General features: G+C 64.8%; 23 protein-coding genes. 8 read left to right on the top strand and 15 right to left on the bottom strand.

Annotation, left to right across the window (positions count from 1 at the left end; translation table 11 throughout):
• Nucleotides 1–42: 42 nt before the first annotated feature.
• From H4J02_RS06665 to H4J02_RS06615, 11 genes are all read right to left on the bottom strand, one after another.
• Complete coding sequence (locus H4J02_RS06665; RefSeq protein ID WP_187676291.1) at nucleotides 43–285, bottom strand: hypothetical protein; 243 nt, start codon at nucleotides 283–285, stop codon at nucleotides 43–45.
• Between the two features lie 40 nt (nucleotides 286–325).
• Nucleotides 326–574 (bottom strand): hypothetical protein, encoded by a 249-nt coding sequence (locus tag H4J02_RS06660; protein WP_187676290.1) that lies wholly within the window; start codon nucleotides 572–574, stop codon nucleotides 326–328.
• Between the two features lie 386 nt (nucleotides 575–960).
• Nucleotides 961–1,302 carry a hypothetical protein gene (locus H4J02_RS06655; protein WP_187676289.1) on the bottom strand — a complete coding sequence of 114 codons (342 nt, stop codon included), beginning with the start codon at nucleotides 1,300–1,302 and terminating at the stop codon, nucleotides 961–963.
• A 452-nt stretch (nucleotides 1,303–1,754) separates the two neighbouring features.
• Nucleotides 1,755–1,970, bottom strand: a complete 216-nt coding sequence (locus tag H4J02_RS13885) for a hypothetical protein (RefSeq protein ID WP_222942221.1) — start codon at nucleotides 1,968–1,970, stop codon at nucleotides 1,755–1,757.
• A 183-nt stretch (nucleotides 1,971–2,153) separates the two neighbouring features.
• Entirely contained in the window at nucleotides 2,154–2,828 is a 675-nt protein-coding gene (locus H4J02_RS06645) for a hypothetical protein (RefSeq protein ID WP_187676288.1), read from the bottom strand.
• 65 nt (nucleotides 2,829–2,893) lie between these two features.
• Complete coding sequence (locus H4J02_RS06640; RefSeq protein WP_187676287.1) at nucleotides 2,894–5,620, bottom strand: ATP-dependent RecD-like DNA helicase; 2,727 nt, start codon at nucleotides 5,618–5,620, stop codon at nucleotides 2,894–2,896.
• Complete coding sequence (locus H4J02_RS06635; RefSeq protein ID WP_187676286.1) at nucleotides 5,620–6,567, bottom strand: hypothetical protein; 948 nt, start codon at nucleotides 6,565–6,567, stop codon at nucleotides 5,620–5,622. Before H4J02_RS06635 ends, H4J02_RS06640 begins: the two co-directional genes overlap by 1 nt.
• Complete coding sequence (locus H4J02_RS06630) at nucleotides 6,564–9,701, bottom strand: type I restriction endonuclease subunit R (RefSeq protein WP_187676285.1); 3,138 nt, start codon at nucleotides 9,699–9,701, stop codon at nucleotides 6,564–6,566. The genes H4J02_RS06635 and H4J02_RS06630 overlap by 4 nt, the downstream gene beginning before the upstream one ends.
• A complete protein-coding gene (locus H4J02_RS06625; protein WP_262406253.1) occupies nucleotides 9,698–10,426 on the bottom strand; it encodes a TIGR02391 family protein in 729 nt (242 codons plus the stop codon). The genes H4J02_RS06630 and H4J02_RS06625 overlap by 4 nt, the downstream gene beginning before the upstream one ends.
• A gap of 11 nt (nucleotides 10,427–10,437) precedes the next feature.
• The gene (locus H4J02_RS06620) at nucleotides 10,438–11,631 is read right to left on the bottom strand and encodes a restriction endonuclease subunit S (protein ID WP_187676283.1); all 1,194 of its coding nucleotides are present in this window, start codon (nucleotides 11,629–11,631) and stop codon (nucleotides 10,438–10,440) included.
• On the bottom strand, nucleotides 11,628–13,193 hold the full coding sequence (locus tag H4J02_RS06615; protein WP_187676282.1) for a class I SAM-dependent DNA methyltransferase: 1,566 nt from the start codon (nucleotides 13,191–13,193) through the stop codon (nucleotides 11,628–11,630). The genes H4J02_RS06620 and H4J02_RS06615 overlap by 4 nt, the downstream gene beginning before the upstream one ends.
• 354 nt (nucleotides 13,194–13,547) lie before the next feature.
• Here H4J02_RS06615 and H4J02_RS06610 point away from each other — a divergent pair, with 354 nt between their 5' ends.
• The 4 genes from H4J02_RS06610 to H4J02_RS06595 all read left to right on the top strand — a co-directional run bounded on the left by H4J02_RS06610 (nucleotide 13,548) and on the right by H4J02_RS06595 (nucleotide 16,250).
• Nucleotides 13,548–13,874, top strand: coding sequence for a hypothetical protein (locus tag H4J02_RS06610; protein WP_187676281.1), 327 nt, complete (start codon nucleotides 13,548–13,550; stop codon nucleotides 13,872–13,874).
• A gap of 148 nt (nucleotides 13,875–14,022) precedes the next feature.
• Nucleotides 14,023–14,559 carry a DUF3846 domain-containing protein gene (locus H4J02_RS06605; RefSeq protein ID WP_187676280.1) on the top strand — a complete coding sequence of 179 codons (537 nt, stop codon included), beginning with the start codon at nucleotides 14,023–14,025 and terminating at the stop codon, nucleotides 14,557–14,559.
• 224 nt (nucleotides 14,560–14,783) lie between these two features.
• Nucleotides 14,784–15,263, top strand: a complete 480-nt coding sequence (locus H4J02_RS06600; protein WP_187676279.1) for a hypothetical protein — start codon at nucleotides 14,784–14,786, stop codon at nucleotides 15,261–15,263.
• Between the two features lie 405 nt (nucleotides 15,264–15,668).
• Nucleotides 15,669–16,250 carry a hypothetical protein gene (locus tag H4J02_RS06595; protein ID WP_187676278.1) on the top strand — a complete coding sequence of 194 codons (582 nt, stop codon included), beginning with the start codon at nucleotides 15,669–15,671 and terminating at the stop codon, nucleotides 16,248–16,250.
• Here the strand turns inward: H4J02_RS06595 and H4J02_RS06590 are convergent, their stop codons facing one another.
• Genes H4J02_RS06590 through H4J02_RS06580 form a run of 3 tightly spaced genes read right to left on the bottom strand, consistent with a single transcriptional unit; the run spans nucleotide 16,251 to nucleotide 18,597 of the window.
• Nucleotides 16,251–16,937 carry a hypothetical protein gene (locus H4J02_RS06590; protein WP_222942220.1) on the bottom strand — a complete coding sequence of 229 codons (687 nt, stop codon included), beginning with the start codon at nucleotides 16,935–16,937 and terminating at the stop codon, nucleotides 16,251–16,253.
• A gap of 11 nt (nucleotides 16,938–16,948) precedes the next feature.
• Nucleotides 16,949–17,473, bottom strand: coding sequence for a DUF4411 family protein (locus H4J02_RS06585; protein ID WP_187676277.1), 525 nt, complete (start codon nucleotides 17,471–17,473; stop codon nucleotides 16,949–16,951).
• On the bottom strand, nucleotides 17,470–18,597 hold the full coding sequence (locus tag H4J02_RS06580) for an ImmA/IrrE family metallo-endopeptidase (RefSeq protein ID WP_187676276.1): 1,128 nt from the start codon (nucleotides 18,595–18,597) through the stop codon (nucleotides 17,470–17,472). The genes H4J02_RS06585 and H4J02_RS06580 overlap by 4 nt, the downstream gene beginning before the upstream one ends.
• 249 nt (nucleotides 18,598–18,846) lie before the next feature.
• Between H4J02_RS06580 and H4J02_RS14015 the strand changes: the two genes are divergently transcribed.
• Nucleotides 18,847–18,978 carry a hypothetical protein gene (locus tag H4J02_RS14015; protein ID WP_262406252.1) on the top strand — a complete coding sequence of 44 codons (132 nt, stop codon included), beginning with the start codon at nucleotides 18,847–18,849 and terminating at the stop codon, nucleotides 18,976–18,978.
• Entirely contained in the window at nucleotides 18,975–19,109 is a 135-nt protein-coding gene (locus H4J02_RS14110) for an antitoxin VbhA family protein (protein WP_187676275.1), read from the top strand. Before H4J02_RS14015 ends, H4J02_RS14110 begins: the two co-directional genes overlap by 4 nt.
• 800 nt (nucleotides 19,110–19,909) lie before the next feature.
• Here the strand turns inward: H4J02_RS14110 and H4J02_RS06570 are convergent.
• Nucleotides 19,910–20,581 (bottom strand): hypothetical protein, encoded by a 672-nt coding sequence (locus tag H4J02_RS06570; RefSeq protein WP_187676274.1) that lies wholly within the window; start codon nucleotides 20,579–20,581, stop codon nucleotides 19,910–19,912.
• A 152-nt stretch (nucleotides 20,582–20,733) separates the two neighbouring features.
• On the opposite strand from H4J02_RS06570, the gene H4J02_RS06565 reads away from it, so the two are divergent.
• Together H4J02_RS06565 and H4J02_RS06560 are read left to right on the top strand one after the other, a co-directional pair.
• The gene (locus tag H4J02_RS06565) at nucleotides 20,734–20,955 is read left to right on the top strand and encodes a hypothetical protein (RefSeq protein WP_187676273.1); all 222 of its coding nucleotides are present in this window, start codon (nucleotides 20,734–20,736) and stop codon (nucleotides 20,953–20,955) included.
• Nucleotides 20,956–20,990: 35 nt separating this feature from the next.
• Nucleotides 20,991–21,314: a hypothetical protein gene (locus H4J02_RS06560; RefSeq protein ID WP_187676272.1), complete on the top strand. Its 324-nt coding sequence runs from the start codon at nucleotides 20,991–20,993 to the stop codon at nucleotides 21,312–21,314.
• Nucleotides 21,315–21,392 lie beyond the last annotated feature (78 nt).

The following is a 21,392-nucleotide window of genomic DNA, read 5'->3' as shown; positions in this document are numbered from 1 at the left end:
GGTTTTCCTGCACTCCAAGTTGCAGGTTTTCCTGCAGAACAATCACTCCCCGATCAGGCGCCTGCCCATCTCGAGTACGGCGGCCCCGTACTCTTCCGTGGGCAAAGTGACGCTGTCCTCGACGATGTCGCCGACAAGGCCAAGGAGGTGAACGCGATGGTCTGGCAACCCGATGACGACGATCCTCAACGGCACGCCCTCCATGAACTCCTCGCGCTGGAACTCAACCAGTTCCTCGCCGCCCATGAGGTAGACGGCCGCACGCAGCGGCGTATAGCTCAGCACGTCGGAACCCGTCGCGGTGCGGGCGGATGCATCGTCGGTCTCACTCCGCCGCCGAGGCCCGCGACGCCGGATCGGCAGCGCCTGCAGCGGCCGCTCGCTCGGCAGCGGTCACGTTGTTGACGCGCTGACCGTGTTCATCGACGTAGTAGCCCTCGGTCGAGGCGCCGGGCAGCTCGATCTCGAGGATGGTGCCGTCGTCCGCGCGCTCGAAGGTAATGGTCGCGTCCGGCCGACGCCAGAAGACGCGGCGCGCCTTCGCATCCTTGGTCGAGCCGATGTCGCGTCTCATGAGTTGTCCGTTCTGTCCAGGGTGTCCTGCAGGTACATGCGGCGGAGATCGGCCACGACATTTGGCAGGTGTCCGGCCGCTAAGTTTCTGGCCGAGGAGAGGAGCTGCGAGTGGATGGCCTTGTCGCGGCTATCGACCCGTTCAGTGGTGACGACTTTGCATCACCGGTGTGCCCCTCGTGCGGTACCGCAGTAGCGGACTTGGCGACACCGGTTCCAGTTGCAGCCCGCTAGTGCGGTCCGCCGACACGGTTGCCTAGGGACACGTCCCACGACAGCGCCTGGTGTGACGTGGCACCAACCGTCCCACGCGCGCTGTCCCGCCCCGGGACACGCGCCACCTCGCAGTAGCACGGCCATGTCCCGAGGCGACACCGCGAGTGGGCGCTACATGAACTCGCGGACGGTTTCGACGAGCACCACGGGCGACTTGCCCTCGCGGAACACGCGCACGAGGTTGTGGGCGTTGGCGTGGACGGCATCGTAGGCGTCGCGGGTGGGGGCGCCGTCGGCCATCAGCAGGAGGGCGAGCCACGCGGCGTACTGCGCGAAGCTGATGCCGTAGGCGCCCGCCTCCGTCGGGGCCGGCAGCTTGTCGGCGGGCTCCTCGGTCCAGTGGGCGCTGAAGGCCGCCTGGAGTTCCATGAGGGCGACGGCGGGGTGCCAGGTGTCAGGGGTGAAGGTCGCGGGCATGGCGTCGAGGAGCTCGAGCTCGAGGTCGGTGTGCACGGGTGTGCCTTTCTACTGGGTACGGATGGGAGCGGTTGCTTCCACCCGCCCCTATGCCGCCTGGCGGAGACCGGGTGCGACCTCGATGGCACACCAGAGCAACCAGGGTGCCGCCGGGGCGTGCTTCAGGGCTGAGAACGGCGCCCCTCGACTTGCCAGGGCATCCCACCGAGAAAAGGCCGAGCTCATCTACAGCGCTTCCAAGAGTTCTGCGAGGCAGAGGGCCGCGCCCGTGCGTGGACGCTCCGCTCGTTCATCCAGGCACTCCAAGAACGGGGGGTCTTCCTCGCGACGGCTACAAGGCGAAGCGGACCGGTACGTGGTAGCTCAAAGGCCTCGGGCTGGCCATCGACGAGACGCGGCCCACGGATAGGCACGCGGGTGGCTGACGTAAGTGCACCTATCCTCGGGGTGTGCGCGACGTGGAGATCCGTCTTGCCCTCGACCGTTTCCTAACCCTGTCGATGGAGCCTGGTGCGCTCGTACGACATGAGTTGGGACTCGAGGAAGGCCGCCGTCGGGTGGATGTCGCGGTAGTGGGTTCCTTCTTGAGCGGATGGGAGATCAAGAGCGACGCGGACACTGGCGCTGTTGGTGATGCCCGTGTACGCCACGACCGTGATCGCGGCCAAGATGCCGATCACAACGATGACGATCAGGAGCTCCACGATGGTGAAGCCCCGTATGTCTTCCAAGCCTCGACGTGCCGAGGAGACAGGACCAGAACTGGTGCGGGATGCCCGTCGCGCCATATCTGCGCCTGATTCTGAAGCATGAGCGCAACGGGGTCAATTGTCCGAAGTCGGGCGCCTCCGCAGGACTGGTAGGAGCTGCATACACCCTGAAGTGGCTCAGCCGAAGAACGCGTCAATGAGCAACGAGGCCGTGTGCTCGTCGACTCCTTCTTCGACAAGGAGCCGGTACGCCAGCGCCACAGCAAGAACTGTGGCCGTCCGATGCCCCTCGAATTCGAGGTCTACGACCGGCGGTCGTCCAGATCCAAGTCGCCCCTCAATCTCGGGAGCGTAGGCGGCAGCAAGTTGAGCCGTCGCGTGCATGTACTGCGTCTCTTCCCGCCAGGCGTAGTACATGCCTATCGCCGCACCATCGGTGGCTTTGGCCGCTGCAAGGATCCGCTTCGCCTGATCGACGAGCCGCCCGTCCTGGATGACGTCCGTCAGCACCTGCTCCATGTCCGAGAGGTCTGGCTGCGCGTCGTAGCCCATGTGCTTGAGATGCCCGTAGAACTTGCGCGTCAGGCCCTTCTCCTCCTCGATCATGCCGTCGAGCGCCCCCGCACGTTGGTCGGGCTTGACGGAATGGAGCCACTGCAGGCGGAGGATCAGCTCGGCGAAGCTTCGGCGATTGGGGGCGGCGGCGTGCGCGAGTCCCTCCCGAGTCAGCACGGCGATCGCCCGAGACTCTTCGAACGCAGCTCGTGTCCAGCCGACAACGAACTGGACCGTGCGGGTGGCAGGCACCATGCTGAGGTCCACGGCGAGGACTCGCTGGGCGGTCTCGATCATGATGGTTCTGATGTCGGAAGCCGCGATACGGGCAGCGCGGCGCGCGGCCTTCGCTCTCCGCCCGCTCACTGCGCCCCCGAGCCAGCCCCGATGCGCTTGAGCCCTCGCCGCGCCTTCAGTAGACCGACGTCCCGGCCGTTGCCAACCCGCTTGAGTCCGCTGAGGACGGCACGCTGCGTTTCCGGGGTCCAGTAGATCGTGAGCGACTCGCGCGCCCGGGTGATGGCCGTATAGAAGATGGCGTGCGTGATGTCGTCCTCGTTTGCATCGGTGATGACGACCTTGACCGAGTCATACTCCAGACCTTGCGACTTGTGAATGGACACCGCATACGCGACCTGGAACGGCACGATCGACCCGAGGTCCTCGTTGTCCTGGTCCGTGTTTGCCCGCGGCACCACGCTGAACCGCACTGTCGAGTCACCGACGTACTCGAGACCTTCGTACGCCCACACGTCCAGCTCGGTGACGCGGCGGTCCAACCAGATGTCGAACTGGATCCGATCAGCGAACGCCTCGACGTCGGCGATCCGCCCCTTGAGGTTGTTGTGGATCAGCGGATGGAACCGGCCGGACTCACCGAAGAGCACCGGGTCACCCACCTTGTACGTCGCGGCACCCCATGTCGCTGCCTTCCCGGGGTTGCCGGCCTGGAGGAAGCGGTTGATGTTGTTGATCCCGTACAGCCCGTCATAGTTCAGGCAGAGGATGATCTCGTCATCGCGCTTAGGGGCGAACAGCGACTCGTCGAGCACGCCGGAATAGCCGTAGTGCGCGAGGACTTCGTCGATCCCCTCCTCCAGCCCGCGCACCTTCGCCCAGAAGTCGAGCAGCGAGCGATCGTCGGTGCGCCACGGCTTCGTCAGCTCGAACGAGGATCCGCGCGGCAGGAAGTTCGGCGCGATGCTGAACCAGTTACCGAACTGGATCGCCTCGATTTGGAAGACGTCCCCGACGAGCACCAGCAGCTTGAAGTCGGTGTTGTCCAGCACCTTGAGCAGGTCGGAGTTGCTGACCGTGCTGCACTCATCGATAACCAAGACGTCATAGTTGGGCTGCGGCCCCGTCCTCCCGATCTGGCTGCTGATGGTACGGAACTCGGCGTTCTGCTGTGCCGTCACCCGGCGCTCCAGGTTTGCCTTGGCGGGATTGGTATGAGCTAAGAAGAGCTTGGAATTCTCGCCGAAGTAGTTGGCGATGTAGTTGACCATCGTCGACTTGCCGGTACCTGCCGCACCGTAGATGAGCGCCACGCGCGAGGAGGCGAAGAGCGCCCTCAGCGCCGCCTTCTTGACCTCGTCGTCGATCTTGAGCGGCGTCTCGTCGAGCCACCGTTCGACGGAGACCTCCCAGCCGTCCACGCCTTCGGTCGCCAGCGCCTGCAGCTTCTCGATGATCGCGACCGTGCCGTCCTCATACTCGTGCATGAAGACGTGGTCCCGGTCCATCTCCAGAACCCTGCCAGCGTGGGAAGGTGTCGGCGGGATCGTCCGGTTGTGCGTCGCAATCAGATCCTCGAGCGCGCCGAAGCTCCCGAGGTCGGCCGCGGGCGTATACAACATGCCGTGCCGCTCAACGTTCGTCTTGATGCGCTTCGCCAAGAGCTCGTGCTCGCGCCCGGTCGTATCGATGCATTCGAGAAGATCTGCCATGCGAGGCACATGCCCCCGCGGTGCCGCGGCGAAGGGCATCGTGTCGAAGGGACGCGCGCTGCTCGTTAGGTGGAGGCTCGACAGGTAGCGATTCGGCAGTCCGTCCTGCTGCAGCTTGATGATCCGGTTGTTCATCTCCAACAGCAGGTAGCGCAGCACGTTCGTCCCCGGGGCCTTCGCCCGGATGATCGCCCGTGCTTTGTCGAACGCCGGGAAAATCCGCGGCGGCTTCGCGCTGGCCGTCGCGCGCGCCTTGATGTGCTCATACAGCGCGTCCGGCATATCCACGAGATCGAGCAGGCTCGCGCCGGTGTCGGTCAGGTATTGCATCAGGGCGTGGTACTCGACGGTGCGGCTGTCCGAGGTCGACATCCCGAGTATCTCGGCGAAGTGGTTCAACTCGCACGGCCGAATCGCCACCTTCCATCCGCGGATGATGATGATCGGCATGCGCCGGCCGAGCACCTCGATCTCATCGCTTTCGAGGCGGAGGTTGGCCGCGTACCTTGACGTCATATCGATGTCGGTGAAGGCGATGATGCGGTCGAACTTGTTGGGCCGATCGGTGATGTGCGAGAAGGTGACTTCGTAGAACACACGCCCGCCCGTGATGAACGGGCGCACGGCGCGCACGTAGTAGTGGTCTTCCTTCGCGGCGTCTGGCGGGGTGAGACCGACCGCGTCGATTCGTTCGGCGATCTTCTCGTGGTACTCCCGTAGCGACGGGTCAAGGTCGACGGGGAACTTCTCGAGATTGTCGAGCACATCGATGCCGCACTCGTCGTGGAGCAGGGTTCGGATGCGGAGGAGGTACTCGTAGTACTTGAGCATCAGCCGCTCGGAGATGTCCCCCTCGAACGTGTAGTGCGACTCGCTCATCTGCAGGAGCTTGTGGAAGCGGTGAAGGAAGTTGACCTTCTTGCTCGCCGAACCAACCCATGACGTCGCAGCCTCTATGGCGTCCTGGCTGAACTCGGCCGACCCGTCCCGCAGATGCATCCGAACGATGACGCCCTCGGTGAGGTCGCGCAGCTGCTTGAGGACATTGCGAGACAGGAGGCTCCGGTTCGAAGCGAGCACCTCGATGTTCTCCGAGATCGTCGCGCTCGCGTTCAGGATCTGGCTATCGACGGAGGCCACTACTTCTCGCCCCCGACCGGCTGCTTGGAGGCGCCCGCATTGAGCGACCTGGCGTACCAATAGATGTAGATCACCACGAGCGCCAGGCCGACGACGAACATGCCGACGAGCGCCCAGGCCAGCCAGGCGTCGATCGTCAACGGGAAAAACGCCATGACCGCCACCGGAGCGACGATGCCGAGGACCGAGTAGATGCCGAGAATCCAGACGGCAGGCGTGACGGCCACGGGCTTGCCGATCTGCTCGATAGCGGCGGCCAGTCGGGCAATCTCCGCTTCGAGCATCGACCGGCGGCTCAGCAGTTCCTGCTCCTCACGGATGGAATCGTCGAGCCGCCGCAGCTCCGTCGTGGTGATCGCGGGAGACTCCATCAGCGGCACCCGCAAGTGCGGCACAGGATTGATGAGCAGTCCGTGCGGGCCTGCGTCATAGGTTCGCTCAGGCAGGTCGTCGAGCACGTTGTACTCGATGTTGTCGTAGATCTCCCGGTCTTCAGGCGGCACCTTCATGCCGCGTGCTTCCAGGTCCTCTATCGTGACGTCTCGCGTGTCGCTCGGGCTCAGGTAGGCGCCTACGTTGGCGAGCGCGGCGTCGACTCGCGGAATGATCTCGTCGAGGTACTCCGCCATCTCATTGAGAGAGCTGCCCCGGGGGATGTTCTTCTCCAGCAGAGCCTGGGGATCGAAGTCCTCGTCGCGCTTCACCAGATCGTCCAGCACCCACCCGAAGAAGGCCTCCCTGCTGTTCTCCAGGCGGTACTCATGCGCCACCTCGAAGAGCTGGGCAACGTGCTTCTGTTCATCGCGCGCGTTGGTGAGCCGACGTCGGAGCCCCTCCTTCTCGCTCGATAGCTGAACCAGGCGGCTCACGAGGAACCCGCCCACGATCGCCACGATCGCAGCCGTCGATTGCGCGAGCGTCGAGAGAAGCCAGTTCGGATCGCTCACGGTTCGGATTCGCCTCGCGCAAACACTTCCGCTTGCTCTAGCACCAGCTCGATAGCCTTCTCTTCGGCATCTGGCGGGTAGTCGTACTTGGCCAGCAGGCGTCGCACCTTGGACCGCATGGCGGCGCGTACTGAGTCTTTGAGATTCCAGTCGATGGTTGCCGAAGCTCGCACTGCCGTCACAAGTTCGCGGGCGATGGCCTTTAGGGTCTCGTCGCCAAGTTCGAGCACTGCTGAATCGTTCTGGGCGATGGCGTCGTAGAACGCGATCTCGTCCTCGCGCAACCCCAGCTCGGAATGCCGCTTCTGGTCGTCGCGCATCTGCTTGGCCAGCTTGACCAGCTCGGCGATAATCTCCGCCGTGGTCAGGGAGCGGTTCGTGTAGCGGTTGATGGCTTCCTCGAGCTGCTCGGAGAACTTGCGTGCCTGCACCAGGTTGGTTCGCTGGACCGTCTTGATCTGATCGTTGAGCAGGCGGCGAAGCAGTCCCATCTGGAGGTTGGGCTTCTCCTTTTGCGCCAACGAGTCGAGGAACTCGTCGCTGAGGATAGACAGTTCCGGCGTGTCGACACCCGCGAGCTTGTAGATGTCGATCACCTGATCAGCAGCGACCGCCTCGTTGAGCAGTTGCCCGAGCGCGGTGTCGACCGCAACCGCGCCGGACCCACCACGCCCGGAGTCGGGGTTCTGGATCTTAAGGATGGCAGCGCGGACGTCAGTGAAGAGCCGGACGTCGTTGCGAATGGCGGCGGCCTCATCACGGGCGCCAGCCAGCGCGAACGCCTTGGCCAGTGCCAGCACCTGGTCGTTGAAACGACTGGTGCGGTCCGGATCGGCCATGACGAAGTCGAGCACCTTGGCGTACTCCGCCAACCGCTGCGACGCCGACAGCAGCGGCGAGGCATCGTAGGCAACGCCGTGCAGCAGGCCGCGGACGATGTCGTGCTTCTCCATCATCACGGCAACCATCTCGTCGATCGGCACGCCGGCCTGGTCACGGTCGGACGGGCTGTACTCGGCGAGTGCAGCCTGCAGGTTGGCGAAAACGCCGATGTAGTCAACGATGAGGCCACCGGGCTTGTCGCGGAAGGTGCGGTTGACCCGGGCAATGGCCTGCATCAGTCCGGCGCCCTGCATCGTCTTATCGACGTACATCGTGTGCATGCTCGGAGCGTCGAAGCCGGTCAGCCACATGTCTCGGACGATCACCAGCTCCAGCTCGTCGTCCGGGTCCTTGGCCCGGAGCTTGAGGTCCTTCCGGACATCCTTCGAGTGGATGTGCGGCTGGAACTCGGCGGGGTCGGCAGCCGAGCCGGTCATGACAACCTTGATCTTCCCCTTGGCCGGGTCGTCGGAGTGCCAGTCGGGGCGCAGGGCGGTGATCTTCTCGTAGAGCTTCACCGCGATGCGGCGGCTCATGACAACGATCATGCCCTTGCCGAAGAGAGCCTCCCGGCGCTTCTCCCAGTGCTCGACGATGTCGCGGGCGATGAGGTCCAGGCGCTCCTCCGCGCCCACGATGGCCTCCAGTCGAGCCCAGCGCGACTTGGCCGCCGTGGCCGCGTCTTCCTCGACGGTCTCGGTGATCTCGTCAGCCAAGTCATCGAGTGCCGCTAGGTCGTCGACGGACAGATCGACTTTGGCCAGGCGCGACTCGTAGAAGATCTTGACCGTGGCGCCGTCTTCGACAGCGCGGGTCAGGTCGTAGACATCGATGTAGTCGCCGAAGACGGAGCGAGTGCTCTTGTCGCCCGACTCGATCGGCGTTCCGGTAAAGCCGAGGTAGGTCGCGCCGGGCAGCGCGTCGCGCATGTGCTTGGCAAGGCCGGCCTTGATACGTCCGTGCGAGTCGATGGTCTCGCCGAACCCGTACTGGCTGCGGTGGGCTTCGTCTGCCACCACGACGACGTTGCGGCGGTCGGTCAGAACCGGGTTGGCGTCTCCGTCCTCCCCCGGGGCGAACTTCTGCAACGTGGTGAAAATGATGCCGCCCGATGCCCGCTTCAACTTGGTGCGGAGATCAGTCCGAGTCTCCGCCTGCACGGGCGTCTCCGGCAGAATGCGCGCCGGTGCAAAGGTCTCGCCGAAGAGCTGGTCGTCGAGGTCGTTGCGGTCCGTGATGAACACCAGCGTCGGGTTGCTCATCCGCGGGTCGCGCATGATCTTGGCGGCATAGAACACCATCTCGAAGCTCTTGCCTGAGCCCTGGGTGTGCCAGACGACACCACCACGACGATCGCCAGTCGGGCTCGATGCTTCCACGGTGCTCTCGACGGCCGCGTTGACCGCCCAGTACTGGTGATACTTCGCCACCCGCTTGACCAACGCCCGGATCGGCTGACCAGACTTCTTGTCGGTCGCGGTCTCGTCCGAGAAGACGATGAAGTTCTGCAGAAGATCGAGGAATCGCTTCTGGTCGAAGACACCCTTGATGAGCACTTCGAGAGCCGGTCGATCGGTGACGACTTCCCTGCCCTCGATGGTCTTCCACGGTGCGTAGTGCTCGAAGCCTCCGGTGTAACTACTCATCGCCGCGGAGGTGCCGTCAGAGATGACCGTCACGGCGTTCGGCACGAACACCGATGGGATGTCCGAGCGGTACGTCTGCATCTGATTCCAGGCTGACTTGAGCGTCGCGTGCTCGGCGGCCGGATTCTTCAGCTCGAGTAGTGCGAGCGGCAACCCGTTGATGAATACGAGGACGTCGGGCCGGCGGTTCTTGCCGTTCTCGATGATTGTGAACTGATTGACGGCCAGCCAGTCGTTGCTGCTCGGCCGCTTAAAGTCGATCAGCCATACCCGGGTCGTGCGGACCTGGCCGTCGGAGCCGCGGTGTTCGACCGGCACGCCCTCGGTGATGAGCTTGTGGAGGCGAAAGTTCTCGTCGATGGCGCTCTGCGACTCGGCGCGCTGAACCCGCTTGACCGCCTCGTCGCGGACGGATCGATCCAATCCGGGGTTGATCACCCCGATGGCGTCGCGCAGCCGTTCCCAGAGGAAGACGTCCTCGTAGGAAGACCTCTCGGCGAACTGCTCACCGGGCGCGATGGTCGGGCCGTGGAGGGTGTGGTAGCCAAGCTCGGCGAAGTACTCCAGCGCAGCGAGCTCGACGGTGTTCTCGTTGAAGGAGGTCACGGGGCAACCTCCAGTTCAGACTCGTCCACCCAGCGTGCCAGAACACTCAGCGCGGCGAGGTATTCGAGCCCGATCTGCTCGTCGATATCGCGAGGGTCTTCATGATTGAACGGATTGCGGATGCCCGCGTAGATTCCCTCGGCCAGCGCCATAGCTCCGCGCTGCATCGACCTATAGGTGTCGCTGCCGTCGTCCTTCGCCCGGCGCAGGCGGGCCTTGCCAGGCACAGGCGGGTCGAGGCTGAAAGCCTGCTTGAAGAGATCAGTTTCGCTGACATCTCGGCGGCCGAGCTTGTTCTGAGTCTCAGCGTTCAGCTTCTTAGCGGCGTCCTCGACGGCTGAGCGATAGTGGCCAGACTGCCAGAGAGATTGCGCCCCGCTCCAGATCCAGGGATGAAAGTCACCAGCCGACACGCGCGGCGCCGTGTCACCGAGCTTCTCGCGGAGCTCGGACTCTCGCTCAAGTGCTGCAATGGCCCGACCAGCCCAATCGCGGAGGTGCTTCCAGCGGCCCTTACCTTTGGGCTCGCCGTCCTTGTCGGCCGCGCGCCATTCGGGGAGCACGCGATCGAGGATCTGTTCTGCCACGTAGGCATGTTCGGCAGCCTTCGCGTCAGGGACACGTTGATGGGTGCCGAGCACGAGCACACCGCCGCCGGAGTTGTCGTAGGGCACCTGATCGGTGGCATGGATGAAATCCTTCAAACACGTGATCGCCCAGGCCACATCTATGACGCTCATGCCGCGGCCTCCGCAGGGACACGGACGCGGCCGGAGAGCAGTTCGGGGAGTAGCGCGTCTCGGGTGCGGCGAAGCGCCGCCGCTTCGCTTTCGAGCTGCCACGAATGCTCGATGAGCGATCGAGCGGATTCAAGCTTTCGTTCGAGGTCCTCTGGAACACGAACTTCGAAATCCAGAACTGCGGCTGGAGGCAACGCGGTCACCGTTGTTCCCGTCGCGTAGCCCTTGGCTCGATCTCGGAAGTCGAGCGACTGCAGTTGCGCCCACAAGACAAGCGCCAGCTCAGGCCGACTCGTAAATCGCACAGCAGAGGTGTGATGCGTGTGGATCGCCCCGTCCAGTACTGAAGGCACGAGGAACCCTCGTCCGAGGACTTCCCGGTCCTGCGTTAGATCGGTATTGGCCACGACCAAGTCCCATGTCGACAACAAGTTCTTGGACTTGTAATCACCCGTGTAGTACTTCGTGCCGTCGAGCTTCGGGGCACCGTTCAAGGAGAAGTTGCCAAGATTGATCATCTTCAGGGCATTCGGGCTTGAGCCGTCATTGAGGCCCGAGCCCTTGTATGAAAGCCCCTTCTGGAGCTCGGCGACGTCGCCGACGCGGACACGCTCATCCCCATTTGACAGGCGAGTGATTGCCAAGAATCGCTCCCGCTCGGCAACTTGAAGCACCCAGCCGATCTTGTCGTCCAACGCACCGAGCGTTGCGGCGATGGACCGTTGTTCCGGCATCGGCGGCACAGGAAGCTCAAGCGCAAAGAGACGATCGGTCTGGAGTCGCCCGGTGCCATGCCCTGCCTCATCGACCATGTCGAGAATGTCACGCGTGCGAGCGCGAATCGCGTACGCGAGGAACAACGGATCGAAACCATCAGACGGCAGCAACCCCTTGAGGTCTTGGCTGAGTGCCACTTCGCGGCGGGTGATGCCCATGCGGAATTCGGTCTTGAGACTCATTCCGCGCACGACCATCAGGATCGTGTTCTCCGGAACCAGGCGAGTACCGTTGGCGGCTCCGCGCTCGGTGACGCGACGGTCGGAATCTCGAACATAGAACTCGGTGAGCGATTTGGAACTCATCCAAGGAATGTCGCCGTCCCAGAACTCGGACGTCGACGTCGACGGCGTCCCGCCAGACACCCATACCCCGGCCCGTCCCAAGGTCGTCGTCGCCCAATGAGTCGTCATGAGCGGAGTTCCCCCAACCGCTTTCGGACCTCTTCCTCCAGCTCACGCCCCCGCTCGAACTCGGCGAACAACTCACTGGTGAGCCGCTCGATCTTCTCCTCGATCGGCTCCTCGTCAAGTTCGGCGTCCTCGGCACCGACGTAGCGGCCCGGCGTCAAGACGAAGCCGTGCTTGGTGATCTCCTCGAGCGAGGCAGCCTTAGCGAAGCCAGGGATGTCCTCGTAGCCGCCGTCGTGGTTGCGCCAGGCGTGGTACGTGCCCGCGATCTTCTGGATGTCGTCCTCGGTCAGCTCGCGGAGGCGTCGACTGGCCATCACACCGAGCTTGCGAGCATCGATGAAGAGCACCTCGCCCTCACGCTTGCGGTGGCCGTTGCCGTGCCGGTCCTTGGAGACAAACCAGAGCGATACCGGAATGCCGGTGTTGAAGAAGAGCTTGTCCGGCATCGCCACGATGCAGTCGACGAGGTCGGCCTCGACGAGCTTGCGGCGGATCTCTCCCTCACCACTGCTCTTCGACGACAAAGAGCCGTTGGCAAGAACGAAGCCAGCCGTGCCCTTGGGGCTGAGGTGGTAGATGAAGTGCTGCACCCAGGCGAAGTTGGCGTTGCCCTGCGGAGGCGTGCCGTACTTCCAGCGGGGGTCGTCGGCGAGCTTCGCGTCCCACCAGTCGGAAACGTTGAAGGGCGGGTTGGCGAGGATGAAGTCGGCCCGCAGGTCAGGGTGCAGATCCTCGGTGAACGAGTCCGCGGAGTGGGTGCCGAGATCGGCTTCGATGCCTCGCAGCGCGAGGTTCATCTTCGCGAGCTTCCAGGTGGTGTCGGTGAACTCCTGGCCGTAGACGGAGATGTCGGTGCGCTTACCGCCGTGCGCCTTCACGAACTCCGCCGACTGGACGAACATGCCTCCGGATCCTGCGGCAGGGTCGTAGACGCGGCCCTTGTAGGGCTCGATCATCTCGACGAGCGTCCGGACGACCCAGCGGGGCGTGTAGAAGGCTCCAGCGTCCTTGCCCGTCTCCTTGCCGGCGAACTGGCCGAGGAAGTACTCGTAGACCCGCCCGAGGACGTCATCCGCTCCGTGGTCGTCGGTACTGGTGAAACCAATCGAGCCGATGAGGTCGACCAACTCGCCGAGGCGGCGCTTGTCCAAGCCGTCGCGACCGTAATTGCGCGGCAGCACGCCACGGATCGAAGGGTTCTCTTTCTCGACCAGATCCATAGCCTGATCGATGTCCTGGCCGACGCTCGGCAGCTTGGCTCGGCTCTGGATGTAACCCCAGCGGGCCTGCTCCGGCACCCAGAACACGTTGTGGCTCGCGTACTCGTCCCGGTTCTCTAGGAACGAGGCGAGGCGCTCGGGCTTGATGCCGTCCGCGACAAGCTCCTGCTCGAGTGTCTTGCGCCGCTCCTCGAAACGGTCCGAGACGTACTTCAGGAACACGAGACCGAGGACGACATGCTTGTACTCGCTCGGCTCCTGATTGCCGCGGAGCTTGTCGGCCGCCTCCCAGAGCGTCTGCTCCAGCGTCTTCTGAGGTTTGGGTTTCGCGGGTCGCGCCATGGCTGTGTTTGGTCTCCTTCGCGCCTCGATGCGCGGTGTGATTGCTCGTAGTACAGGGGTTTCTCAGGCTACCGGCGACCGCCGACATACCCACGTCCCGCTTTCGGGTGATTCGCCCGCCGGGAGCTCTGCTCGAACCGGCGGTTGAATGCTGGCCTAAATATGACATGACCAGGGATTTTCGTGAAGTTCGAGCGAAAAGACACCCGGCCGGACTCTTGCACCCTCCGCCGCGGCGCGTATAACAAGGGCTGCCCAGCGACGGAGCGGGGCGCTTCTCTTCCTCGGTGCCGTGCGGCTTGTCAGGGGAACCACCGGGTTCGCCGGCCGCATCAACACCGAGGAGGCCACTCGATGAGTGACAGCCAGATCCCCGGTTACGCGGCCGCGTACCGGGTGCTCTCTATTCGGATGGATGAGGACACGCGGGCGCAGCTCGAGGTCCTCAGCCAGCTGAACGACCGCTCCCTGACCGAGGAGACTCGCGTCGCGCTGGAGCACTGGGTGGAGCGGTCGAAGACGGATCCGTCCGTCAAGGAACGCGCCGAGTCCGTCCGCGCTGAGATCGAGCGCGAGGCGGAGACCAAGCGCAACGCCATCGCCGCGATCTTCGGCGAGAGCACCGGGAAGGCCGGCCCCAAGTCGAGCCCGCGCGGTGCCAAGCAGGCCGACGACGCCTGACCACGAGTCGCCCCGGGATCGAGAACAGCGGGATCGCTTCCCGCCAGTTTTCTCCCGGGGCGGCTCTCCCCCATCCCCTCGTTGCTGCGCCGCGGCTCGTTCGGAGATCCACCGGGATCGCCGGCCGCACGCATCAAGGAGTAAGGACATGGTCAGAGGACTGTTCGTCCCGGCGGACGGCAATAAGAAGGTCGAGGAGCGCGACTACCGCACGCTCGAGGACTACCGGGCCGCCGTGGGCGGCTGGATCGAAGCGGCGGACGTGCCGAGCTTCGGACCGGTCACGATGTACGTCAACGAGAACGGCATCGCCGAAGGGCTGGAGCCCAACCTGCGCGCGACGTTCCTGTGGTGGTACCACGTTCCGCAGATCCGGGACCGCTCGGCGCTCGTCGGCGATGTCGCGCTGGTGGGCTATCCCGACGCCGATGGCAACACCACGGACGTCGCATCCGACGTGCTCGAGCTGCTCACAACCTTTGTGCCGCATGTCGTGACGGTGAAACTCGCCGGAGTCAGGCATCGCACCCGCGTGACCAACCGAGACTACTGGGAAGCCGTCCACTGGGCGATGATCAAGCTCTCCCGTGAGCCCGAGATCGAGGACGTGGACGTCGTCCCCGCCGAGAAGGCGGAGCGACTCCCGTTCACGCCCATCCCGCCGCTGCCGACGCTCGGCAACTAACAATGCGCCAGCTCGGCCCGGACTAGAGACTCACGAGGTCTCGTCTGGGCCGGCTGGCGCCTCTTCAATGTGCGCTAGTACTTGATCGCCATACGCAAGACGATGTACGGATCAAGGACGTTATGGGCGCCACCTCCGCCGGTGGCCGCAGTACTCGCTCCCCCATTTGCATAACTGAATGGGTCTCCGCCACCGGCATCACCAATCAGGCGAAGACAGCCACGATGCAATCTGACCTCGCCCAGTGGAAGCGCGCGGCGGATGTTCACAAGACTCGGAACAGCATCGAGTGCCCGGTCGGCTACGTCTTCGTCTACGGCAACAGCACGCTCGGGACCTCCGAATTCTGCGTCATGAAGTACGAGGCCAAGAACGACGGCTCCGGCAACGCTGTCTCTACTGCCGCCGGCACGCCGTGGGTCTCGATCTCACAGACCAACGCCATCGCTGTCGCGGCCGCAGCTTGTTCCGGCTGCCACCTCCTCACCGAGGCGGAGTGGATGACTCTTGCCGCTGATGTGCTGTCGGTCAAGCACAACTGGAGCGGCGGCGCGGTCGGCTCCGGCCACATCTACCAAGGCCACGTCAACAACAACCCCGCCAGCAGCCTCGCAGCGTCGACGAATGACAGCCAGGGCTGTTCGGCATCACGGGCGGCACCGGCACGACACCAGGCACCAACAGCTCCCGCATCCTGTGGCTGAGGAGTGGTGAGGCGATCTGTGATCTCTCCGGCAATGTCTGGGAATGGACGCAGCAAGCCCTCGGCACGCCAACATTGACCGTCTCGAACATCGGGGTCTCTAGCGATAGCGGCTTCGACTGGCGCGACTACAGCAACGGCTCCCTATCTCTCGGGAACCTCGCTCCCGTCTCCCGCCCGGAGACCCTCAACTCGACCCCCACCCTTACTGGAATTGCGTGGGAGGCAAGCAACGGCACTGGTCAGATATTTGCCAACTACGCGGACTCGGCACCTCGCGCGTTCCTCCGGGGCGGGTTCTGGAACATTGGCTCACTTGCCGGGGTCATGGCGCTCAATCTGAGCTTCTCTGCATCAGGCACGTTCACATACATCGGCTTCCGCGCTGCCAGGTAGCCTCATCGCGATGGCCGACACCAAGCAGACCAAGACCATCGGCGAGCATCACGTCGCCTCGGAGCTGGCGCGCCGCGGCTGGGCACCCGCCCTGACGCGGGACGGCCTGGAGCGCACCGACATCCTGGCGGTGCTTGCCGAGGGAGATCATCGCCGTCCGGTGGAAATCCAGGTCAAGGCGGCTCGCGGTCCGAAAGTCGAGCGCATCAGCTGGCCGCTCGGCCCGAAGTCGCAGGGCCCGAGCCGCGGCCCGCACGAGTTCTTCGTCATGGTCGCGATCCCCGATGACTTGTCGCTGCCGCCCCGGGACTTCGTCGTGCCGCGCATTCACGTCGCGGCTGCCGCGTGGATAGAACATATGGACTGGCTCACGAAGCCGGGCATCCCGGCGGGCCAGCGCAACGCGCCGGTCGAGCGTGCGCGGGTGTGGATGATGACGTTGAAGGACTACGAGGGACGCTGGGACCTGCTCCTCGATGGCCAGGACAAGGCTCCCGTCCTGCTCCCGAAGCACTACCGGGACCTCGCGACCGACCCGCGCGTCGGGCTGCCACCTGAGCATGAATGGCGCGAGGCGCTGCCGAGCTGGTGATCAGTCCTTCCGGTTGGCGAACGGCCGGCGTCCGTAGGTCTTGACGAACTCCGCGATGAGCCGCGTCTCCTCCGCCTTCACGAACTCGTCCGGCAACGTCTTCCAGCCGACCAGTAGGTCGTCGTAGTCGGCAAGCTGCCAAATGTAGAGGCCACCGCGGTGCGGCGAGTCCTTACCTTCCCCCAGGCGCCGGTACTCAGCAAGACGCGTGCGCAGCGCTGGGCGCGGTGCGGCTCGCCCCGGACGCGGCTTCCTGGCGTTGGCCTTGCCGATATAGACGACCTCCGCATCGGGCACCCACTTCTCCCGCAGGAGCGACACCGGCACGGACTGATCTCTGCCATGGTGATCCCCGGCCACCGTACGCTCGACGAATTCCGGCACTGAGGTGCTCGGACGCAGCACGACGTAGATGCCAGGATCCGGCGGGACCTTGGCGGCCTTCAGCTTGGCGAAGGATACGAAGCCCTTGAAGCCAGCTGCTTGAAGGCCGGCGCGGCTCCACTCCATCGAAGGGCGCCCCCTCTCCGCATCGTCTCCGAAGGGCGTCCACATCAGCTGCGGGCCGTGCAAGAGGCAGTCGAGGCGGACAGCGAGGTGCTCGCCTGCCCTATCCGGGACCAGCTCCAACACGAGGCCGCACTGCTCACAAACCGGCGGCTCGTCGAGGTCACCAGAGACGTCCATGCAGCGATTCTCTACGATGCACGCTTCGGCATCTCACGGGCAAGGAACCCCGAGACCGACAAGCACTCGATGCCGTACTTCCCGCAGACCTCGGGGATCTTCGGGGTGTCAAGACTCATGGTCGGCCGGACTCGTTCGTTGGTGACCACCGCCAGCGCTCGGGTGCTGGCGAGCGACATCACTTCGAGATCGGCGATGTAGTTGTCGCTGCTGCCGTAGGCGGGAAAGTCATTGACGATGCGCTTGGCGACCACGAGTTGCTCGGTCGTCATGTCGACGAACATCCCACCCCTCTTGGCGAGCCAGCCCTTCATCGAGGGGATCTCCTTCTCCCACTTGACGAGTTCCAGCTCGACCCGGCGCGGTGCCACGATCTCGCCGGAGTTGATCATCTGCTCGATCCGATCCCACTGGTCGGCGAACGCGTCCCGGCGATAGGGCTCCTCGTCGTCCTCGTGCAGGAACGAGACGATCACGTTGGTGTCGATGCAGTAGCGGGGATCGATCGTGAACAGCGCCGAAGGGTCGGACATCATTCACCCCGTCCTGCCTTCGCGAGTTCGACGCGAAAGGAGTGGAAGTTGTGCTCGGGAATCTCGAGCAGGGTGCTCGCGTCCTGCCGGTCGATCGTGCCGGCCTCATACGCCCCGACGACGCCGCGGGCGAACCGGCGGCCGACCTTGTTGATTGCCGCCGGGTAGTAGGTGCCTCCCGGCTTCTCGTCGCCGCCTCGGCGCTCGCTGCGGCGGCGCTCCAGCACGTCGTACTGCTCCTGGGAAAGCGTTCCGTAGTCCCGCAGCCGAATGAGCAGGCTGGCCTTGCTGACGCCCAGCCGGTTTGCGAGGGCGGCTATCTCCTTCTCGTCCGCCTCGATCGACGTCCCCCACGTGCGCTTCGGAAGCTCCCGACGCAGCAGTGCTCCAGGCATGAGAACCGTGGCGGCGACCGCGTTGCAATAGCGCTCCACTGTGTCGTAATCATCGAGATCGCAGACCCCAGCCGTGCGGAGCACGACATGGGTGTACTCGTGCAGAAGCGAGAAGATTCGCGCATAGGGGACGTCCTGGGTGTCAGCCACCACGACCGCCTGCTCGCCGGAGACCAGGCTGAAGGCGCGCACGGTCGCGTCCTCGAGCCGACGCATCGAGACGTAGATGCCGCGCTCCTGGAGAGCGAGACTCCAGAGCCGCAGCGAGGCGTAGTCGCCGCGCGCGCCGATCTGGGCCTCCCACGAGACACCGAGCAGTTCCCGGATTGCGGCGGCCGCGTCCACCACAGGCGTATTCAGCGTGATCGCGCTCGTCGGTACCTCGAAAGCAATCTCGGGGAACAAGTCCGCGGAAGCCTCGAGCATCGCCTCAACGCGCATCACCTCGTCGACCAACTCCGGCGAGAGCGGGTGCCGCCGATTGGCGAGCGTGCGGTTGTCGCGCGGACGTGCCCCGAGCGTTTCAGGTGCGTCAACAAGCAGGTAAGGCCACGGCTTCTTGAACCGCTTGGCCAGGGCCACGAGCTGCTCGAACTCAAGGTCAAGATCTTCCGAGGCCAGCCGCTCGACATCGACCTCTACCTTGAGCCCGTCCCGTACGTGCGTCGCCTGCATGCCGCGGTTCTCCAACATGCTGGAGAACCGCAAGGCGGTGACACGGACTTGGGCCATGTCCCGACTGTAGGGATTAGTGCGCTGTCTCGATCGACAGACGCGCGAGGTTCTCGTAGAGATGGGCGAGGCACATAGCGTCAGCGAGTCAACATCTATTGACAATTATTCTCATTTGTGAGATACCTTCACCATCTCGCCCTGCGGGAGACCGACGCTTTCTTGAGTCATTGAGAACGGGTCGGTCTGCCGCATCAGGGAGGCCCCGCTCCGCCGACGGAATCGGTGTTGAACGAAGGGGCTACCCCAATGAACGAGACGAACGTTTCGCGCGAGGAGGTGGACATCACCGCTCAACGCATCTTCGAGGAGTGCGTCGCGATCTTCGGAGACGACTATGCCTGGAAGGCACCGGCAGTGCCCGCGCGGTTCGAGACGTGATCGGTTCTTCCCGCCTCGACGGGGTGCAACATTCACCCCAGTTCAACGCCGATCTCTCGGAGTACGTCGAGGGCGTGATCGACGCTGCAGAAGTCACCAGGCGCGCCATCTCCCGCGCACGCGCGCGTTGAGGGAATCACGACCCCTCCTCCCGGGATCGACAACCGTCCACAACCGGTCCACGCAGCGTGGCGGTGTCGTTTCGGGGCTCGCCTGCGGCTCGCCCGCCTGCGGCACGTGGGTCGTGGTGGTGGCGTTGCGGGGGCGGTGGCCGGGCCTTCGGCCCCGTGCGTGCGGGGCGCGTGCTTGGCGTGGGCGGTGCGCCTGCGACTCGGGGCCTGCGGCCCCGACGCCTGCGAGGCGCGGGCGGCACGGTGGCGGCACGGGGGCGGGACGCGTATCGACGTCGGCTCGCCAGCTCGGCGTTCGGCGATACGTCTGCCACGGGCGCGGAGCGCCCGTGCTCCCGTGGTGCCGTCACCGGGCGATGCTGCGGAGCAGCGGACCGGCGACGGGACGCCCGCGGGACGCGAGCGGAAGCCGCCCCGGCGACCGAGCAGAACAGGCACCCCGACGGGGTGACAGTTCTGCGGGCCCCCGAGGGCGCGTCGACCGTAAGGGAGACGAGCCCGCCGAGCGTGGACGCGAACAGCGTCCACCGAGGCGCGACGACGGCACGCCGCAGGCGTGACGGCGGCGCACGCCTCCACCTGCACGGGGCTTGGTCGGCAGAAGCGACGCACTTCCGACGTCAAGGAGGAATGCGGAGCGAGTCCGCCCCCGCAGTACACCGTGCCCTGGGTGAAAATGGGCATTCTCATCGCGGCGATGGCGATCAGCTCCGCCCTTTTTCACGGCGCGTTTTGGCGGTCCCATATCGTTCTACGGGGCAGTGCTCCAGAGAGCCTCGTTTGGGGGCCAGCTGCCGTGTCTAGGCCGCATCGCTTACGACGGCATCTTCGGGGGCGCGCGAGGCCTCGGCAACCTTGCGGCGCCACGCGTCTAGCGTCGCTACGCCGATGGCCAGCCGCTGGGCGACCTCTCGACGGGTGAGACCCTGCTCGAGCAGCTTGTTGGCCTCGGCGACCTGGGCGAAGCGGTGTCTGGCGTGCTCGGCTTCGCGTTGCTTCCGCTGCAGGAGCGCGGACGACATCGATGCCGGCCTGCGTCGCCGCTCCTGGATGAGCTGGCCGAGCGGGAGTAGCTCGATCTCGGGCCACTCCTTGAGCACCGGGTGGTCGGGAGCCGCCTGCTCGAGGGCGCGCGTGAGTGCCTCGATTCGAGAGAGCGCAGCCTTGCGCGCGAGAGCTTCGAGGCTGTTGAACGCCGAGCTGACCGGCACGAGATGGTCGGGGTTGACGCATGCCGTTCGCGCGCAGGTGTGATGAACCGGAGGCAGAGCCGAGAGTTCCGACTTGCAGCCCATCCGCGTCGCCCACACGACCAGCCGGTGCACCGGCACCGAGGGGTCACGGGAGACCGCTGGGTAGCCTTGAGGAGACACTCGCCGCCAGATCCAGCAGCCCGCGGGGTCCTCATGAACCCGCTCCCTGATCAGGCGGAGGATCGTGGCGGCATCGCGCGCTTCGATCGCGCGCCGCAACTCTCCCCGCCGACGAGGTGCAGTTCTTACTGACATGGATCGGGACTGTAGCAATCGCTGCCGGTCATCTCAAGCGGTACTCTGACGACATGCCTCGCCCGAAGCGCAGCAGCCCAGCTGATCGCAGCCCGGGATGGCCTCAAGTGCGCAGCATGGACGCCCCCGCCGAGGCGGCGCGACAGCTCGCCGTCAACCTGCGCAACGCCGTCGGCGACCGCTCCCTTCGAGACATCGAAGCGGCTACCGGTGTCTCACGCATGAGCATCAAGGCGGCCCTCGACGGAAGCGCGTGGCTCGATACCGAGTCCCTGCGAAAGCTCGAGGTGCACCTCGGGGACCTCTGGCCGCCACTCGATCGCACTCCCGACCCCTGAACTCGAGTGTCGGTGCGTCCGTAGATAATGACAGCATGGCTACCAGGCACATCGAGAACGTCGGATCATCAGAGCTCAACGACGAAGACGACGGAACCTGGCGTGTGACGACAGCGTCCGGCACGGCCTATCTCCTGGACCTCGACAAACGAGAAGGTGTACGCCTCCCGGCCGGCGCCGACACGGACTCCGCTGCCCTTCGACGGGATGGCGCGACATTCCGTCTGCTGGCCCTGATGGCGTGCAGGATGGGCGAGCCTGCTGCTCTCCTCGTCGACCTCTCGCTCCCCGGTGTACCGATGACGACCCGGATCACCACCGAAGTCACTTCGATCACGCGCCTGATCGATGGTCACTGAACCGGGTCCGACTCGATCTGCGCCAGCTGCCCCACCGAGGGACCGTTGGCCCATCGGGGTTCCGGTATCCTGCCGGGG

Origin of the sequence: Protaetiibacter sp. SSC-01 (genome assembly GCF_014483895.1) — a bacterium.
Lineage (GTDB): Bacteria > Actinomycetota > Actinomycetes > Actinomycetales > Microbacteriaceae > Homoserinibacter.
The sequence above is the reverse complement of the archived record's forward strand: the minus strand, read 5'-3'. Positions and strand labels throughout refer to the sequence as shown.

What these genes read in the sequence shown, in the direction of transcription:
- H4J02_RS06645 (WP_187676288.1), bottom strand. Translation starts at nt 2,828, where the DNA reads ATGATCGAGACCGCCCAGCGAGTCCTCGCCGTGGACCTCAGCATGGTG.
- H4J02_RS06615 (WP_187676282.1), bottom strand. Translation starts at nt 13,193, where the DNA reads ATGGCGCGACCCGCGAAACCCAAACCTCAGAAGACGCTGGAGCAGACG.
- H4J02_RS14015 (WP_262406252.1), top strand. Translation starts at nt 18,847, where the DNA reads ATGAACGAGACGAACGTTTCGCGCGAGGAGGTGGACATCACCGCTCAA.
- H4J02_RS06565 (WP_187676273.1), top strand. Translation starts at nt 20,734, where the DNA reads ATGGACGCCCCCGCCGAGGCGGCGCGACAGCTCGCCGTCAACCTGCGC.
- H4J02_RS06660 (WP_187676290.1), bottom strand. Translation starts at nt 574, where the DNA reads ATGAGACGCGACATCGGCTCGACCAAGGATGCGAAGGCGCGCCGCGTC.
- H4J02_RS06610 (WP_187676281.1), top strand. Translation starts at nt 13,548, where the DNA reads ATGAGTGACAGCCAGATCCCCGGTTACGCGGCCGCGTACCGGGTGCTC.
- H4J02_RS06585 (WP_187676277.1), bottom strand. Translation starts at nt 17,473, where the DNA reads ATGATGTCCGACCCTTCGGCGCTGTTCACGATCGATCCCCGCTACTGC.
- H4J02_RS06600 (WP_187676279.1), top strand. Translation starts at nt 14,784, where the DNA reads ATGCAATCTGACCTCGCCCAGTGGAAGCGCGCGGCGGATGTTCACAAG.
- H4J02_RS06620 (WP_187676283.1), bottom strand. Translation starts at nt 11,631, where the DNA reads ATGACGACTCATTGGGCGACGACGACCTTGGGACGGGCCGGGGTATGG.
- H4J02_RS06590 (WP_222942220.1), bottom strand. Translation starts at nt 16,937, where the DNA reads ATGGACGTCTCTGGTGACCTCGACGAGCCGCCGGTTTGTGAGCAGTGC.
- H4J02_RS06560 (WP_187676272.1), top strand. Translation starts at nt 20,991, where the DNA reads ATGGCTACCAGGCACATCGAGAACGTCGGATCATCAGAGCTCAACGAC.
- H4J02_RS06595 (WP_187676278.1), top strand. Translation starts at nt 15,669, where the DNA reads ATGGCCGACACCAAGCAGACCAAGACCATCGGCGAGCATCACGTCGCC.
- H4J02_RS06605 (WP_187676280.1), top strand. Translation starts at nt 14,023, where the DNA reads ATGGTCAGAGGACTGTTCGTCCCGGCGGACGGCAATAAGAAGGTCGAG.
- H4J02_RS06580 (WP_187676276.1), bottom strand. Translation starts at nt 18,597, where the DNA reads ATGGCCCAAGTCCGTGTCACCGCCTTGCGGTTCTCCAGCATGTTGGAG.